The organism is Pseudoalteromonas sp. 1CM17D, from assembly GCF_023161805.1.
GTDB classification, from domain to species: domain Bacteria; phylum Pseudomonadota; class Gammaproteobacteria; order Enterobacterales; family Alteromonadaceae; genus Pseudoalteromonas; species Pseudoalteromonas atlantica.
The window spans coordinates 26,005-41,976 of sequence record NZ_JALNTP010000005.1; the positions used below are offsets into that span (position 1 = coordinate 26,005).

Consider the following 15,972-nt stretch of genomic DNA (forward strand, 5'->3'; position numbering starts at 1 on the left):
AAAAGAGCGCAAATGCGCTCTAAAGGGAAATAATTATAAAAGGGCTATATACAGCCTGCTTTAAATTACTTACTTAAAGTTAGCAATACTTGTTTTTGTGTCGGTAACCGTACGAATAGCATACGCTTGGTTAGTTACACCAAAGGCTAAGCCATTTACGCTCCAATTAGGGTTAGAGAAGTAATCGTATTGCGTTGCGCTACCGTAAACGTGCGGGTAGGCCATTATACTTGCGAATTCGTTTTGTACGCCGTGGCCCATTCCATCAACATATACGCCGCCCGATGTATCGCCTTGTTTACGTGAGTGCGCTAGGCCTTGGTTATGACCAAGTTCGTGTACAAACGTAGTTGCGCCACAATCAATAGCAGTAATAGAGTACATACGGTCGCTCATTGAGCTGTATAAATTACCGTTAGTGCCTTGGCCAACCCAAGCTAAACCACACGAGATTAAACCATTACCCGCACTTTGGCCTGTACCAAGTACGGCAACCATGTCGGCTTTCCAGCTAGTGCGTAAACCATCTACGTAGCTGCTGTTAGTTACTGCATCTAACCAATCTTCAGACGGTGTAATTGCGTAATCGCCTAGGTTTTCTGTTCCCGCTAAACGCAGTGTAATGTCTACCCCATTTTGGCTATAAACCTGGTTACTAAAGGCGATCAGCTGGTTTATTTTAGTGTTTATATTACTCGTGGCTGCGGCCGATTGGTCGGTATATAAAATACCAATATCAATCGTTACTGCCTGTGCTGCACTGGTTGCAAATAGCGCGCTGGCAATGGCTGCCGTAGTGATTAGTTTTTTCATTTTTATATTTCCTTACTTATGTAGTGGTTGGAAGTTTTACTGCTGATTGATTTAGTTGGGTTACTGCGTGTTGGGTTGTTCAGTTTTTTTTGGGGCAAACATATCTATGGTTTTATCTGTTTTTGGTGTGGGCGCATCTACGTGATGCTCTATGTGGTTTTGGTATAAGTCGCGTTTTGCTGCAATCCAGCCATATTTACCTTTACTTTCAAAAACATAATTGCCGCTAGGTGCGGTAAATTGTCCATAAATTGCATCGTTTCCTACGGTCATAACCGTGGTGTGCAGTTGCCCATTGGCACCAATAACTTGGCCAAATATGCTTTTATCGCCATTACTCGCCTCTGATAACGAGGTGATTTCGGCGCTGTAGGTTTCGGCGGTTTGCGGGATTGAAATATCAAACGAGTCGCCAGCTTCAAGGGTTTGTAACGTATTTAGATCGAACTCTATGTAGGCTTCGTTGTTTAAATCGCTTGGTAGTACGTTGGCGTTGGTAAGTACCTCTTTAGCTTTTTCAGATACCTTGTTTATAGCCTCAAACTGGTTGCTTTGCGCTGGTGCCTCAATGGTTTTAGGTTTTACGTTAACGGGATCTTTACTCATATCTATGGGCTGTGGTGCTTTTTTATTTGCTGCAAATTGAGAGTCAACGGGCACTATATCCACTGCAACAGGCGCCGTTACCTGCTGAGGTTTTTCGGTATTAAATAGCAGCTTATAAATAGCAAATGCAGATAGACCAAGGGCAACAATTATTAAAATAGCGCGTTTCATTTGTTTCTCTTACGGGGTTTTTGGTTAACTAATTGTTACGTTTTATATCATCTAGATAATTAGATCAAGTTAGTGATGCTAGTATAAAAGTGCTAATTATTTACATTGTAAATGATTGTAAATAAACAATTTACCTATAATGGGTTTGATTTATTGAGCTAAAAGGATGGGTTTTTATAGGGTTTTAGCGGGGTGTAAGCGTAAGCGAATAATTGTTTTTATTTTTAATTTAGCAATGAAAGGTGTGATCTTTATAGGTAAAAAAAATTTTAAAATAATGAATATTTTTCACGCTTAATAGCGTAAACGCTAATTGCAAAGCGTAAATAGGCAACGTATGTTGTGGGCTTAAAAATCTAAAATTAAGAGGGATTTTATGATGTTTTCCGATCAGCTGCTTAATCGAGCAACCGCAGGGTTGGTGGCTGTTATTATTGGTTTTTCAAGTTCCATTGCGCTTATTTATCAAGTTGTTATAACCCTTGGCGGCACGCCCGATTTAGTCGCAAGCTGGCTTTTAATGCTAGGGCTGGTAATGGGTATAACCACTATTGGGTTGTCGTATTATTATAAAGTGCCCGTTTTAATTGCATGGTCTACCACTGGGGCGGCTTTACTTATTTCCAGCGCGCAGGGCTACCATTTAGGCGAAGCTATTGGTGCATTTATGTTTGCCGCTACATTGGTTTTTGTGTCGGGTGTTACCGGTTGGTTTGAAAAAATAATGAACCGTATACCGAGCGAACTTGCCTGTGCCATGCTGGCAGGCGTATTGGTCACCTTTGGTATAGATGTATTTAATTTTATGAATGAGCTACCACTGGTTATAGGCCTAATGGTGCTTATGTATTTTTTAGGAAAACGTTTTTTTGCGCGTTTTGCCATGCTTAGTGTTTTAGTTGCAGGCGTGCTACTGGCGTGGCAAATGGGGCATATTGATACTGGCGCTATTCATTGGAAAATAAGTGAATTTGCATACATAGCGCCGGTGTTTAACTTGCAAGCGTGTATAAGTATTGGCTTACCACTTTATATAGTAACCATGACCTCACAAAACTTACCGGGTATTGCTGTATTAAAGGCTCATAATTATAAAGCGCCTATCTCGGCTACGCTTAACGTAACTGGTTTTATTAATATTTTAACTGCGCCGTTTGGTACGTACTCTATTAATTTAGCCGCTATTACCGCTGCTATTTGTATGAGCGACGAGGCCGATAAAAGCCCCGATAAACGCTATTGGGCAAGTATTGCCGCAGGCGTATTTTATATTGTTATGGCACTTTGCGCGGCAACGCTTGTTGGTTTAGTGGCAAGTTTACCGCAGGCATTAATTTTAGCCTTAGCGGGTATTGCGCTGTTTGGCACCATTGCTAATAGCTTGCAGCAAGCTTTAAGCTCAGCCCAATATACAGAGGCTGCAATAGTTACGTTTTTGGTAACCGCATCTGATTTAACCATGCTCTCGGTGGGCTCTGCGTTTTGGGGAATAATTGCCGGCGTTTGTACGTTGATGATCACCCGTAAAAGTTAAAGAAAAGTGCCTACGAATAGGTTTAAACAGGTAAAAGCGTTGCTTTTAAAACGCCAGCAAGCTGCGCGTCCACAAGGTAATTTACCTCGGTGTTAATTTTGTCGGTAGGCGCGAAGCCTGCTCGCGCAAAATGCAAGTTACTTTTCTAAAAGCAAAGCGCCTCTTAACCTCTTTGTGGTTTATTGATCTTTAATACAAAAATGCACAAAGAGAAGAGAAAGAGGAGTAAATGAGAAGTGAAATTTGTAGGCGCGAAGCTTGCTCGCGCAAAATGCAAGTTACTTCTCTAAAAGCGAAGCGCCTCTTAACCTCTTTGTGGTTTATTGATCTTTAATACAAAAATGCACAAAGAGAAGGGAAAGAGGAGTAAATGAGAAGTGAAAGTTGTAGGCGCGAAGCTTGCTCGCGCTAGATGCTAATTACTCCTCTAAAGCGAAGCGGCTCTTAACCTCTTTGTGGTTTATTGATCTTTAATACAAAAATGCACAAAGAGAAGGGAAAGAGGATTAAATGAGAAGTGAAAGTTGTAGGTGCGAAGCTTGCACGCGTAAATAGTGGCTATGACATTTAATAAATGCTTACCTTACAATTAAAAAAGCGGTGTTAAAATTTAACACCGCTTTTTTACGTTAAGGCAATAAAGATGCGTTTAAAGCATTGGTTTTAGCACATCATATAAAGCGTTAATGTGATCGTCTCTGTCGTTTAAAGCGGCTATATAACGGTACTTTTCGCCGCCTGCGTTTTCAAAAATTTCGCGATTTTCTTCTTCAAGCTCTTCGAGTGTCTCTAAGCAATCGGCGCTAAAAGCAGGGCTTAAAATTGCTACGTCGGTAATGTTTTCATCAGGTAACGATGCAAGCGTGGCGTCGGTGTATGGCTTTAACCATTCGGCTTTACCAAAGCGGCTTTGAAAAGTGCTAATTACTTTATCTTTATCAAGGCCTAGTTTTTCAACCACTAAACGCGTGGTTTGCAAACATAGGCAGTGGTAAGGGTCGCCTCTATCTAAAAATAGCTTTGGCATACCGTGGTATGAAAAAACTAATTTTTGTGGCATGCCGTTTTTTTCTAAATCTTCACTTATGCTGCTAGCTAATGAATCAATGTAAGCGGTGTTTTTGTGATAACCATTTACAAAGTGTAGCTCTGGCACCCAGCGCCATTTTTGCAATACTCTTGATACGGCATCAAATGTTGAGCCGGTGGTAGGGCTTGAATATTGCGGGTAAAGCGGTAGTACAATTATGCGCGTTAGGCCTTTATCGCGCAGCTCTTCCAGGCCCGCCTCTATTGAAGGGTTACCGTAACGCATGGCCATAACAACTTCGGTATTGGTGTAACCTTGCTCTTGGAGTAGCGCGTTTAGTTTGTCGCGTTGCAGGCGGGTAATATGTGTTAGCGGCGAACCGTTTTCGGTCCAAATGCTTTCGTATAGTTTTGCTGAGCGCTTAGGGCGAATACGCAAAATTATACCGTGCAGTATTATCATCCACACTAAACGTGGAATTTCTACAATGCGCGGATCGGATAAAAATTCACGTAAGTAGGTACGCAGTGCCGCTGGTGTGGGCGCGTCTGGACTGCCTAAGTTGGTAAGTAAAATGCCCGTTTTTTGATTAAAACGTCCGTCGTGGGGATTGTCAGTGACTGCAGAAAATCGCGACACGCTGTGCTCCTTAAAGCAATGTGATACCAATTCGCAATAATACTTGATCATTTTGCGGGGCTAAACGTGTCGCTACCAGCGTTAAAAAACTCTCATTTAGAACAACTAAATAGCGAATTTTTTGCCTAGCTATCTACACGTTTTTCCACCCTCAAAATAAATTACTTAATTAAGCGGATTGGTATTAAACAGTTTAAAATTTATACCCAGATTAACAGGTACCTGTTTGAATTAGTTTAGCTTATTTACGGTAATTGTAACGAAAAAAGCCACAGTTTAGATCACTCATTTAGCGCTTTTTACCATTATTCTAAATGGGGTCGGTTTTTTGGCTTCTAGTTGCTGTAGTTTTTCGATGGATTTTTTACCAAACACATGGCCTTTAGGTAACAACATAATACCGCTGTGGCTGTGTAACGTATGGCCTAAAACCATATTAGCTTTTAGCTCTTGAGCGCTGCATATAATAATAGAGCCCGCATTATTAAGTTGCTCATTTAATTTGCTATGGCTTGCCTCGAGTGCGCGCACAATTTTAGGGTGGTAAAAAGTGCCACTGTACATTTTAACGCTTTCGAGCGCATCGCTATGGCGCTCTTTGTCTGTGGGGCTTTGGCTTTGTTCAAATGCGTTCCAATAATCGCGAGCAACGCTAAGCACCATAGCGCCAATAGGAATGTCGTTTGCTGCTAATCCTTTTGGTAAACCGTTGCCGTTAAAGCGCTCATATTGATGATAAATTGCATCAGATACATCATGTAAATGTATTGCAGGCATCAGCATTAATTGTGCTGTGCTTGGGTGTGTATAAAAGGCTTTGCGCTGTTGCTCGCTTAGCCGGCTCACTGGCTTTTTATAGAGCTCTGGGTCCATAGCAAGCAAACCTATTTGCGCTAAGTAACCCGCCATGGGGGCTAAATCTATACTTTTTTGCGAGAGGTTTAAGTACAGTGCTATTTGGGTGCATGTGTCGGCAATTTTTTGCGCTTTGTTGCCATCTAAGTACGGATTGGCGTTTATAAAATTATAAAGTAGCTCTACGGTGGCTTTGTGTTCGTGTTTTTCGCGCTCGTTGGCATCTTCTAGCTGTTTAAGTACTTGCTTAATTTGTTTTGTACGCTTTTCTAATCGTTGCTCTAATGAGTTATTTAATTCGAGAAGTTCTTTGTTTTGCTGTTTTACTTGCTGCTCGAGTTGCTTGTTTTGTTTTTTTAGCTGAAATTTTTCGATGCTGTCGTTAATGCTGCGCAAAAGCATATCGTTTTGCCATGGTTTTTGAATGTAGCCGTTAATTTGCGCTAGGTTTACAGCGGCTAGGGTGGTTTCTATTTCAGCGTAGCCGGTTAATAAAATACGTTGTGTTTCGGGGGCTTTGTTACGGGCTTGCTCTAAAAATTGCGCGCCATTCATGGTGGGCATTTTCATGTCGCTAATAATTAAGCTAAATTCGTGGCTGTTTAAAAGCTCAAGCGCTTGCACTGGGCTTTTGCAGGTCATAAAACTAAAGTTATTATTTTTTAATAGGGAGGTTAGTGAGCGCAGAACAATTTCGTCGTCATCAACACAAAGTACATCTACGGCAGTGATTGAATGTGCAGCGTCTGCTGGTTTGGTCATAGTGCTACCTTTTAAAATAATAAGCATAGCCTAAAAATTGCCCCTAGTTTGCATAATTACGTATGGCAAACTAAACGTTATACATGGATGCGTATTTATGGAGCTAATAGGATGAGCACTTTAACCGACGACTACAAACAAGCCTTTTTAGATGAGCAGCAAAAGCGTATAGCCGCAGAGCAACTGCTTGCCGATAAAAGCCAATTGTTAGTTGTGTTAAATGGCGAACTAACCAAAAACGTTGCTGAGCTGTCTTTGTATCAGCAAATGTTTGTTCAGGCCGACAAAATGGCAAGTGTGGGTGTTTTGTCTTGCAGTATTGCGCATGAAATAAATAACCCGCTTTCGTATGTAATTAGTAATATAGAAAGCTTGCAATATGTTAGCCCTCTTTTATCAAAATCTCTTCACTATAACGAGCAGTTTTTAAACGGCCAATTAAATGCAGGGCAATTTAAAAACGTGTTGGTTGATCTAAAAAAACAATACCAACTGGCATGGAATGGACACGAAATTTACTCGCAGTTGAGCGAAAGCCTAGATGGTTTAAAGCGCATAAAGCAAACCGTGCATAATTTATTAAACCTTAGCCAATTTACAAGTACCCATAACAAGCAATATTTAGATGTAAGCGAGGTTGCAGGCTCTGCTTTAGGCGTGTTGCAAGGGCAGCTTAAATACTGCGAAATAAAAACTAATTTTGAGCAAGTGCCGCTAATTTGGGGGGAGCTGTCGTCTATTCATCAAATTTTTGTTGAGCTGTTATTAAATGCTCAACAAGCGTGCGAACATGAATTAGAAAAAGGCACCATTATTGAACTAAGCGTAACGCAGCAAAATGAGGGGGTATGTATAAAAGTGAAAGATAACGGTTGTGGAATGGATGAAAATACCCAAGCGCACCTTTTTAAGCCTTTTTTTACTACACATAAAACAGCCCACTCATTAGGAATAGGAATGACCGTTGTTAACTTTATTTTGCAAGATCACGGCGGAAAAATAGAAGTTAGCAGTACTTTAGGAACAGGTACTACCATTTGTTGTTGGTTACCCGTAAAAGTACAAGAAAGCGTGATAAACCCGTTGTAAATAAAGTGTTAATTTAATTTGGGGTTGAAATTAAAATCCTTAATTGTATGTGTTTTGAACAAGTTTAAGTGTTATTTTTTTGTATTTACATTTTTTTGCATAGTTAGACCTATTATTTAGTTTTTTTCATTTCTTTTTATTTGCATATGTTGCTAGGATGTTCCCCAGTGCGATGCGTTACATCGCAATAACAAATATTAAAGAACACACTAAACAGGGTCGTCACCATGTCAACATACCGTTTAAATACATTAGCTGCCGCTGTTGCGTTTGCCGTAAGCGCACCAAGCATCGTAAGCGCTCAAGAAGCACCTGTTGAGGCTGCACAAAATATCGAACAAATTTCTGTATTAGGGTCGCGCGTTTCTAACCGCACCTCTACTGAGTCTTCGTCACCTATTGATTTAATAGACGCTGATGATTTAAACAAAGGCGGCTTTACAGAACTAGGGCAGAGTCTGCAAGCTACTGCCCCGTCGTTTAACTTTTCTCGTACACAAGTATCTGATGGCTCTGATTTATTTAGACCAGCAACGCTGCGCGGCTTACAGCCAGATCAAACGTTAGTGTTGGTTAACGGTAAGCGCCGCCATAATCAATCTATTTTTGGCCTTAACGGCACTGTAGGTGCAGGCGCTGCCGGTACCGACATGAACGCCATTCCGCTAACTGCGCTTAAAGGTGTAGAAGTACTACGCGATGGCGCAGCAGCTAAATATGGCTCTGACGCGATAGCTGGCGTAATTAACTTATCGCTTAATAATTCAACTGGCGTAACAACGGGTTACGTACAGTACGGCGGCACCAGTGAAGGCGACGGCGATACGCTTTCTGCAGGTTTAAACCGTGGTTTTGACTTAGGTAATGAAGGCGGCTTTATTAATTTATCGCTTGAGTATCGTGATGCCGATGGCACTAACCGTGCAGAGCGCGATACCGGTGGGTCGTTAAATGTTGAGCCAGGCACGCTGAGTGAAGATGTACGTTGGAGCCAAGGTAACTCAGAAAGTGAATTTACCTCGTTATTTTACAACATGGCTTTGCCAATGGGCGACAGCGAATTGTACTCATTTGGTGGCTACTCTGAGCGTACCGCACTGGGTAATGGTTTTTACCGTAACTTTAACGAAGCGTCTAAAAATGTAACGCAAGTATACAGCGATGGCTTTTTACCCCGCATTTATAACGAAGCTGAAGATATTTCAGTAGCGGTTGGTTTTAGAGGCGATATAAACCCAGATTGGGGATACGATGTATCGGCAGTGTATGGCGAAAACAAATACGACTTTACCTCACGTAATACTATAAATGCCTCTTATGCGGCGGAGTACGTATTTAACAACCCAGATGCAAGCGATGCCGATATAGCAGCCAATGCAGGCCCAAGCGGCGGTTACTCTGGTGGTTTTAGATTTGATCAAACAACAGTTAATGCTGATTTTAACGGCATTGTTGATATTGGCCGCAATGAGCCTTTATATGTAACTATTGGTGCAGAATACCGTAAAGAAAACTACGAAATAGTACCTGGCGATGAAGCCTCTTACGCATGTGGTTTAGCAAATACCGATGCTTCGTACCCTTCAGTAAACGATCCTGATCAATTTGCTGAGTGTGGTTTTCAGGCTTATAACGGTTTGCGCCCAGAGGCAACAAACAAGAGCGATCGCCACAGCTACGCGTTTTATGTAGATGTAGAAACCATGGTCACTGATGCATGGAACGTAAGTGGTGCGCTGCGCTATGAAGACTTTTCAGATGCGGGCGATGACTTAATTGGTAAATTAGCAACACGTTATGAATTTAATGATGACTTTGCAGTACGTGGTGCGGTTTCTACTGGTTTTAGAGCGCCATCGCTTCAGCAAAGTGGTTATACCGCATTTACAACTAACCTAGGCTCAGATGGCACACTTACGCAGTCGTTCACTGCAAATACGGGGACTGCTTTTCCAAGTGCGTTAGGTGTAGATAGCCTAGAGCTTGAAACCTCAACTAACTACAGTGCTGGTTTTGTTTACGATGTAACAAGTGAGCTTTCGTTAACGGTTGATTTTTACCGCGTAGAAATTAAAGACCGTATTACGCTTGGTAGTTTACTTTCTGCAGAGGATGTTGCCTTTAGCGATGAAGCCGTAGCCGCGCTTCAAGCAACCGGCGCAGTGCAAGCTAATTACTTTTCAAACTCTGTAGATTCAACTACACAAGGTGTTGATATTATTGCCTCTTACCGTACTGATGTAGAGGGCGGTAATTTTGGAGTAACCTTTGCGGGTAACTTAAACGACACTAAAATTGATAACGTGAACGCAGAAGAAGGTATTCCTGAGTCGGTGGCGTTTGATGATTTACAACGTAGCTTTTTTACCGACGGCCAGCCAGGTGAGCGCGCAACTTTAACGTTTGACTATGAGCGTGATGCGTATGAAACAACGCTTCGCTTTAATTACTTTGGCGAAACAAACGTTAAATACTTTGGTAATGACCACATCCCTTTACCAGGTGAGCTTTCGCCTACGGGGTCGTTTAAACCAACTAGTACAGTTGAATCAGCAGTACTAGTGGATTTAAACGTTAGCTACCAAATTAACGAAATATTTAACGTATCGGTAGGGGCTGATAATATTTTTGATGAAACCCCAGATGAGCTAGGTGATGACGAAGTGCTTAACTTTATTACCAACGGCGCGTTTAAATACCCTGTACGTGCATTGCCTTACGGCTTTGACGGGCGTACTTATTATGCAAAAGTAAGCTTTGAATTTTAATTATTTGAGATAAAACTATTTAACCTGAATTCTGGTTAAGAGATATACCAACATATTTTATTATCCAGCGTTCAGGTTACTCAGCGCAGTTATTTACTGCGCTTTTTTTATGTTTATTTATTATGAAAAAGAGCGTTAAAACACTTGCAAGGTTGAAAATTAGGCATACAATCGCCACTTCTTAAGGTTCTTATTGTTATAAATAGTTAGGAAATAAAATGGCTAAAAAATCGAAAACCAAAGCCGCAAATAATAGTGCGGTAGACACCGGCCGAGGTGTTATTAATCATAATGCGCTGGCGGCGCTAGTAACCTCTAAAGTGTTTAAACCTCAAGTGGTTAAAGCTAAAAAAGGGAAAGGCTCGTTTAAGCGCAATCACAAACACGTAGGACGAGAGTCTTATTTAATCGCGGCTTAAATAGCACCGATCAAATAAGACTTTTAACTACCTACTTTTTGCCAAGCATACGCGTAAGGGTGTTGTCTTTATCAATAATATGGTGCTTTAAAGCGCCCACAATATGTAAACCTAACGCGATAAGAAGCGCATTTGCTGTAATACCGTGAACGGTTTTTCCTATCTCTGCTAAGCCTTGGTTAAAAGCGAGGCTTTTTTGTGGGTTTTCTGGGTTGGGGTTGTGCGGAATAAGCTCTAGCCCGAACATCTCTACGCCATGCCCACCAAAGCCTGACATAATCAGCCCCGAAATAGGCATAAGTAACATGCTTATTATAAGAACGTAATGCACAATTTTAGCTAACACTTGCTCATAATTTGGGTGTTTAACATCGTGCTTTGGCCAACCATTTACAATGCGCCATGTTACTCTTAATAACGCAAAAGCAAGCAGCATTACACCAAATGACTTGTGCCAACTCATTAGAAAAAATGCTTTAAAGTTTTCCATATATAGGCCTGAGCCTAATAACCCAATAATTAAAATAGCTACAATCCAATGCAGGCTTATGGTGGTTTTGCTTAACGTACTTGTTGTATCTTTTGTAAGTTTCATTGTGGTTATTCCTAACTTAAAAAGTGGCGCTTAGTTGCGTGTACAATTGAATAATCTACATTAATGCAGCTAGCTTAAACTACAGAGGGTTAAAGTAGGGTTAACGAAACTTATTTTTTAAATTTAAAAAGATATAACCCGCAACGTGAAGTGAAAGTTGTAGGCGCGAAGCTTGCTCGCGCAAGATGTTAGTTACTTCTCTAAAAGCGACGCGCTTCTAAACCTCTTTGTGATTTATTGATCTTTAATACAAAAATGCACAAAGTGAAGAGAAAGAGGAGTAAATGAGAAGTGAAAGCTGTAGGCGCGAAACTTGCTCGCGCAAGATGCTAGTTACTTCTCTAAAAGCGACGCGCCTCTGAGCCTCTTTGTGAATGCATTGGTTTTATTTACGAGCTATCGCTCGTCACGCCAGCAAGCTGCGCGTCTACAAGGTAATTTACCTCGGTGTTAATTTTGTCGGTAGGCGCGAAGCTTGCTCGCGCAAGATGTTAGTTGCTTCTCTAAAAGCGAAGCGCCTCTTAACCTCTTTGTGATTAATTGAGCTTTAATACAAATATGCACAAAGAGAAGGGATAGAGAAGTAAATGAGTAGCCAAAGTAAATTGGTATAAGTTATCTGTATATCACCACCGAGTACACCGATGCGCTTCGCGCTACACAGAGAAAACACCCGTAACGCTTAGTCACTTCTCTTGGTATTCTCCTTCGCTTCTCGGTGGTGAAACAATCACTTTATATCTCGGTTAAGGCGTTGCTTTTAAACGCCAGCAAGGTGCGCCTCTACAAGGTAATTTACCTCGGAGTTAATTTTGTCGGTAGGCGCGAAGCTTGCTCGCGCAAGATGTTAGTTGCTTCTCTAAAAGCGAAGCGCCTCTTAACCTCTTTGTGATTTATTGATCTTTAATACAAAAATGCACAAAGAGAAGGGAATGAGGAGAAAATGAGCAGCCAAAGTAAATTGGTATAAGTTATCTGTATATCACCACCGAGTACACCGAGGCGCTTCGCGCTACACAGAGAAAACACCCGTAACGTTTAGTCGCTTTTCCAGGTATTCTCCTTCGCTTCTCTGTGGTGAAAAAATCGCTTTATACCTCGGTTAAAGCGTTGCTTTTAAACGCCAGCAAGGTGCGCCTCTACAAGGTAATTTACCTCGGAGTTAATTTTGTCGGTAGGCGCGAAACTTGCTCTCGCAAGATGCTAAGCATCTAAAAATCTAGGCCACTTTCTTTTAAATTATTGGCGATGGTTTGAGAGGGGTTTTCACCAAATAACTGCGTGTAATCTTTAGTAAATTGCCCTGGGTGCCAAAACCCCCAATTGGCCGCTATGATTGATATAGGCTTAGTTTGACCAACAACTTTAAGCTCGCGCCTTACGTTATTTAAACGGGTTAAACGCAAAAACCTAAGCGGGTTAATACCTAAAATGCTTTCGAAACTGTACTGCAACGTGCGCCTACTAACAAAAGTAAGCTCGCAAAGCTCTGTAATAGTAATAGTTTTTTGTGGGTTGGCTGCCACGTACTCTTTTACTTTATCGACCACCGCTTTACGGTGTTTGTAGCTAGGGGCTATGTTTTGCTGCGGGTTATCGGCTTGCAGTAAATGCAGTGCTAGCATACTAAGCATATCTTGCTGTGACTCTGGTTTAAGCCCAAAGCCTTTATTTATAACCATACTGTTAATAATTTGCCTTGCTGTTTGCAGCGATGATTCACTAACCGTTAAACGAGCAGATTGTGCAGATGATAGGTTTTTAATTGTTACGCCTTGTAACTGCGCCATGTACTCAATGGAATGCCAATCAATAACCAAACCGTAAATATCAAATTGCTCAGGGGTAATTAGCTCAAAGTCACTGCTGCTGGTACGGCACATAAATTGATTGCTCGCTACATCAAGACCATTAATTTTACTTTGCTGCGACTGACTCGGTATGCCAAGCCAAATAGAGTTAGGCGCTATGTTGCATTGCTGGCGCAGTGCTCGCTCGGTGTATTCTTTAAAAGCATGAATATCGTTGTAATTTACGCCTTCTATACAGCCATAAAAGCGGCCATCGCTTACTTGGTCGTACTTTTGCTGCCATTGAGTGAGGTTATGGGCTTGCTCGTCAATATCGTGCGTGTATACCTTGCTCTTTTGTGGTGCGTTGTTGCTGCCTTGCTGCGCCATATAGGTGATGCTCTTTTAAAGTAAACATATTTTTAGTTTAAGTGAATGCCAAATAAAGGCGTTAACTTACTGAAATAAAATAATAAAAAACGATTTGCCAAAATTCGATAGCCACTTGGTACAAATTAAGCCTTCTTGTGACTATTCAAAATTGATTTATAGCTTATATGAGGCAAGACCTATACCAAGGTTTGTAATATTAGTTATGCGGAGTAAATCATGGGGCATATGTACAGTTATACGTTAGGAACACATACTTATCAATTCAAGAGCTTAGCGCAGTTAATGGCTAAAGCTACGCCGCAGCGCTCGGGTGATAGGTTAGCGGGCGTTATTGCACAATCGGCGCAAGAGCGCGCTGTTGCGCAGATGACATTGGCCGAAGTACCGCTAAAAACATTTTTAAACGATGTACTTATTCCCTACGAGCAAGACGAAATTACACGCCTTATTATTGACGAGCACGATGCAAACGCTTTTAAGCTTATATCGCACTTGAGCGTGGGAGATTTTAGAAACTGGTTATTAAGTGATTTTGCAACGCCTGCGGTACTTGCAAGTGTTAGGCAAGCCATTACCCCTGAAATGGCGGCTGCGGTAAGTAAAATAATGCGTAATCAAGATCTCATACTTGTTGCTAAAAAGTGCCACGTAAAAAGCGCGTTTAGAAACACCATAGGTTTGCCTGGGCATTTATCAACCCGCTTGCAACCTAACCACCCAACCGATGACATAAATGGTATAGCTGCCTGTATGCTCGATGGGCTTTTATACGGCAATGGCGATGCGGTAATTGGTATTAATCCCGCCACCGACAACGTAGCGCAAGCCATTAAGTTAATGACGCTGATGGATGATGTAATTCAAAAATACGAAATTCCGACACAAAGCTGTGTGCTTACCCATGTAACTAACACCATAGAATGCATAGAAGCAGGTGCGCCGGTTGATTTAGTGTTTCAGTCAATAGGCGGTACAGAAGCTACTAACTCAAGCTTTGGTTTTAATTTAAATACACTAGCTGAGGCGCAAGATGCTGCGCTGAGCTTAAAGCGTGGCACGGTTGGCAATAATGTAATGTATTTTGAAACCGGGCAAGGCAGCTCGCTTTCGGCTAATGCACACCATGGCCTTGACCAGCAAACCTGTGAGGCGCGTGCTTATGCTGTAGCACGTAAGTTTAACCCTTTATTAGTTAATACTGTTGTAGGCTTTATTGGCCCCGAGTATTTATTTGATGGTAAAGAAATTACCCGCGCAGGGCTTGAAGATCACTTTTGTGCCAAGCTTTTAGGCATACCTATGGGGTGCGATGTGTGTTACACCAACCACGCCGAGGCCGACCAAAACGATATGGATAACTTACTCACCTTATTAGCCGTGGCGGGTTGCTCGTTTGTAATGGGGATTCCAGGCTCGGACGATATTATGCTTAATTACCAAACTACCTCATTTCATGATGCCTTATATGTGCGCCGAGTTTTAGGCTCGCGCCCAGCGCCCGAGTTTGAAGCGTGGCTTAGCAAAATGAAAATTATGGAAAATACCGCCGAGACTATTTTATCAAACACCTTACCAACTGCCTTTGCTAAGCCATTAAAAGCAGTACAAGGAGGCATGTAATGAAAGCGGTTAAAAGCATAAACACGCAAAGCAGCAACGATCGCGATAATGGCAAAGTGGTTGAAAACCCATGGAGCGATTTACGTCGTTTTACCGATGCGCGTATAGGCCTTGGCCGGGCAGGCATTAGTTTACCTACATCTGAAATGTTAGCGTTTCAGTTATCGCATGCTCAGGCGCGCGATGCGGTTAACTTTCCGTTAGATATTAGCGAAATGACAAAAACTCTCAGTGCTATTGATGCGCTTAGCGTGGTTGAAAAACCGCTAAGTGTACAAAGTGAGGCAGTTGATCGTGTTACTTATTTACAGCGCCCCGATTTAGGCCGAAAGCTAAACCAAGCAGGGCGTACAACGCTTTTAAGCACTATGCAAAGTAGGCAAAGCAGTACACAGGCGCAATACGATTTAGCCATTGTGGTAGTTGATGGGCTTTCGTCCTTGGCGGTACAAAAAAACGCAGCGCCATTTATAAGCGAGCTTTTAAAGCAGCTTCCTACTGAGCCCTCACCTTACAAAATTGCGCCAATTACCCTAGTAGAGCAAGGCCGCGTAGCGATTGGTGATGACATTGGCGAGCTGTTAAACGCACAAGTTGTAATGGTATTAATTGGTGAGCGCCCAGGGCTTAGCTCCCCCGACAGCCTTGGCCTTTATTTAACGTGGGAGCCAAAAACGGGGCTAAATGATGCCTGTCGTAATTGTATTTCTAACATTCGCCCTGCAGGGCTTAGCTACTTTGAGGCTGCCCGAAGAGCCGTATATTTACTGCAAGAGGCCAAAAAGTGCGGGCTTACTGGGGTTAACTTAAAAGACAGAACACAAGACGATGTAATAGAGCATCAGGTTCAAACCACAAATTTTTTAATCGCGGAATAAAACCATAAAA

Annotated in this window: 12 protein-coding genes; 6 read left to right on the forward strand and 6 right to left on the reverse strand. The window is 41.9% G+C overall.

Annotated elements, in window-relative coordinates; translation table 11 throughout:
- Positions 1–69: 69 nt before the first annotated feature.
- On the reverse strand, positions 70–813 hold the full coding sequence (locus tag MSC25_RS10415) for a zinc-dependent metalloprotease family protein (protein WP_004589607.1): 744 nt from the start codon (positions 811–813) through the stop codon (positions 70–72).
- A gap of 60 nt (positions 814–873) precedes the next feature.
- Positions 874–1,590, reverse strand: a complete 717-nt coding sequence (locus MSC25_RS10420) for a hypothetical protein (protein WP_004589606.1) — start codon at positions 1,588–1,590, stop codon at positions 874–876.
- Positions 1,591–1,966: 376 nt separating this feature from the next.
- On the opposite strand from MSC25_RS10420, the gene MSC25_RS10425 reads away from it, so the two are divergent.
- Positions 1,967–3,124, forward strand: a complete 1,158-nt coding sequence (locus tag MSC25_RS10425) for a benzoate/H(+) symporter BenE family transporter (protein WP_121638645.1) — start codon at positions 1,967–1,969, stop codon at positions 3,122–3,124.
- Positions 3,125–3,773: 649 nt separating this feature from the next.
- On the opposite strand, the gene hemH is transcribed toward MSC25_RS10425, so the two are convergent.
- Both hemH and MSC25_RS10435 read right to left on the reverse strand, forming a co-directional pair.
- Complete coding sequence (gene hemH, locus MSC25_RS10430) at positions 3,774–4,793, reverse strand: ferrochelatase (protein WP_004589664.1); 1,020 nt, start codon at positions 4,791–4,793, stop codon at positions 3,774–3,776.
- Between the two features lie 285 nt (positions 4,794–5,078).
- Complete coding sequence (locus tag MSC25_RS10435; RefSeq protein ID WP_096043023.1) at positions 5,079–6,410, reverse strand: HD domain-containing phosphohydrolase; 1,332 nt, start codon at positions 6,408–6,410, stop codon at positions 5,079–5,081.
- A 111-nt stretch (positions 6,411–6,521) separates the two neighbouring features.
- Here MSC25_RS10435 and MSC25_RS10440 point away from each other — a divergent pair, with 111 nt between their 5' ends.
- From MSC25_RS10440 to arfA, 3 genes are all read left to right on the forward strand, one after another.
- On the forward strand, positions 6,522–7,499 hold the full coding sequence (locus MSC25_RS10440) for an ATP-binding protein (RefSeq protein WP_248443341.1): 978 nt from the start codon (positions 6,522–6,524) through the stop codon (positions 7,497–7,499).
- 227 nt (positions 7,500–7,726) lie between these two features.
- Complete coding sequence (locus MSC25_RS10445; protein WP_248443342.1) at positions 7,727–10,267, forward strand: TonB-dependent receptor; 2,541 nt, start codon at positions 7,727–7,729, stop codon at positions 10,265–10,267.
- A gap of 218 nt (positions 10,268–10,485) precedes the next feature.
- Positions 10,486–10,686 (forward strand): alternative ribosome rescue factor ArfA, encoded by a 201-nt coding sequence (arfA, locus tag MSC25_RS10450; protein WP_055255815.1) that lies wholly within the window; start codon positions 10,486–10,488, stop codon positions 10,684–10,686.
- A gap of 31 nt (positions 10,687–10,717) precedes the next feature.
- Here the strand turns inward: arfA and MSC25_RS10455 are convergent, their stop codons facing one another.
- The gene (locus MSC25_RS10455) at positions 10,718–11,281 is read right to left on the reverse strand and encodes a cytochrome b (protein ID WP_121638649.1); all 564 of its coding nucleotides are present in this window, start codon (positions 11,279–11,281) and stop codon (positions 10,718–10,720) included.
- Between the two features lie 1,211 nt (positions 11,282–12,492).
- Positions 12,493–13,461, reverse strand: a complete 969-nt coding sequence (locus MSC25_RS10460; protein WP_248443343.1) for a helix-turn-helix domain-containing protein — start codon at positions 13,459–13,461, stop codon at positions 12,493–12,495.
- A 219-nt stretch (positions 13,462–13,680) separates the two neighbouring features.
- Here MSC25_RS10460 and MSC25_RS10465 point away from each other — a divergent pair, with 219 nt between their 5' ends.
- Together MSC25_RS10465 and eutC are read left to right on the forward strand one after the other, a co-directional pair.
- Complete coding sequence (locus MSC25_RS10465; RefSeq protein WP_248443344.1) at positions 13,681–15,084, forward strand: ethanolamine ammonia-lyase subunit EutB; 1,404 nt, start codon at positions 13,681–13,683, stop codon at positions 15,082–15,084.
- On the forward strand, positions 15,084–15,962 hold the full coding sequence (gene eutC, locus MSC25_RS10470) for an ethanolamine ammonia-lyase subunit EutC (protein ID WP_248443345.1): 879 nt from the start codon (positions 15,084–15,086) through the stop codon (positions 15,960–15,962). The genes MSC25_RS10465 and eutC overlap by 1 nt, the downstream gene beginning before the upstream one ends.
- Positions 15,963–15,972 lie beyond the last annotated feature (10 nt).

Bases quoted from the DNA above. Each gene is read 5' to 3' on its own strand.
- MSC25_RS10435 (WP_096043023.1), bottom strand. From the start codon at position 6,410: ATGACCAAACCAGCAGACGCTGCACATTCAATCACTGCCGTAGATGTA.
- MSC25_RS10465 (WP_248443344.1), top strand. From the start codon at position 13,681: ATGGGGCATATGTACAGTTATACGTTAGGAACACATACTTATCAATTC.
- MSC25_RS10425 (WP_121638645.1), top strand. From the start codon at position 1,967: ATGATGTTTTCCGATCAGCTGCTTAATCGAGCAACCGCAGGGTTGGTG.
- MSC25_RS10415 (WP_004589607.1), bottom strand. From the start codon at position 813: ATGAAAAAACTAATCACTACGGCAGCCATTGCCAGCGCGCTATTTGCA.
- MSC25_RS10420 (WP_004589606.1), bottom strand. From the start codon at position 1,590: ATGAAACGCGCTATTTTAATAATTGTTGCCCTTGGTCTATCTGCATTT.
- arfA (WP_055255815.1), top strand. From the start codon at position 10,486: ATGGCTAAAAAATCGAAAACCAAAGCCGCAAATAATAGTGCGGTAGAC.
- MSC25_RS10445 (WP_248443342.1), top strand. From the start codon at position 7,727: ATGTCAACATACCGTTTAAATACATTAGCTGCCGCTGTTGCGTTTGCC.
- MSC25_RS10455 (WP_121638649.1), bottom strand. From the start codon at position 11,281: ATGAAACTTACAAAAGATACAACAAGTACGTTAAGCAAAACCACCATA.
- eutC (WP_248443345.1), top strand. From the start codon at position 15,084: ATGAAAGCGGTTAAAAGCATAAACACGCAAAGCAGCAACGATCGCGAT.
- MSC25_RS10460 (WP_248443343.1), bottom strand. From the start codon at position 13,461: ATGGCGCAGCAAGGCAGCAACAACGCACCACAAAAGAGCAAGGTATAC.
- MSC25_RS10440 (WP_248443341.1), top strand. From the start codon at position 6,522: ATGAGCACTTTAACCGACGACTACAAACAAGCCTTTTTAGATGAGCAG.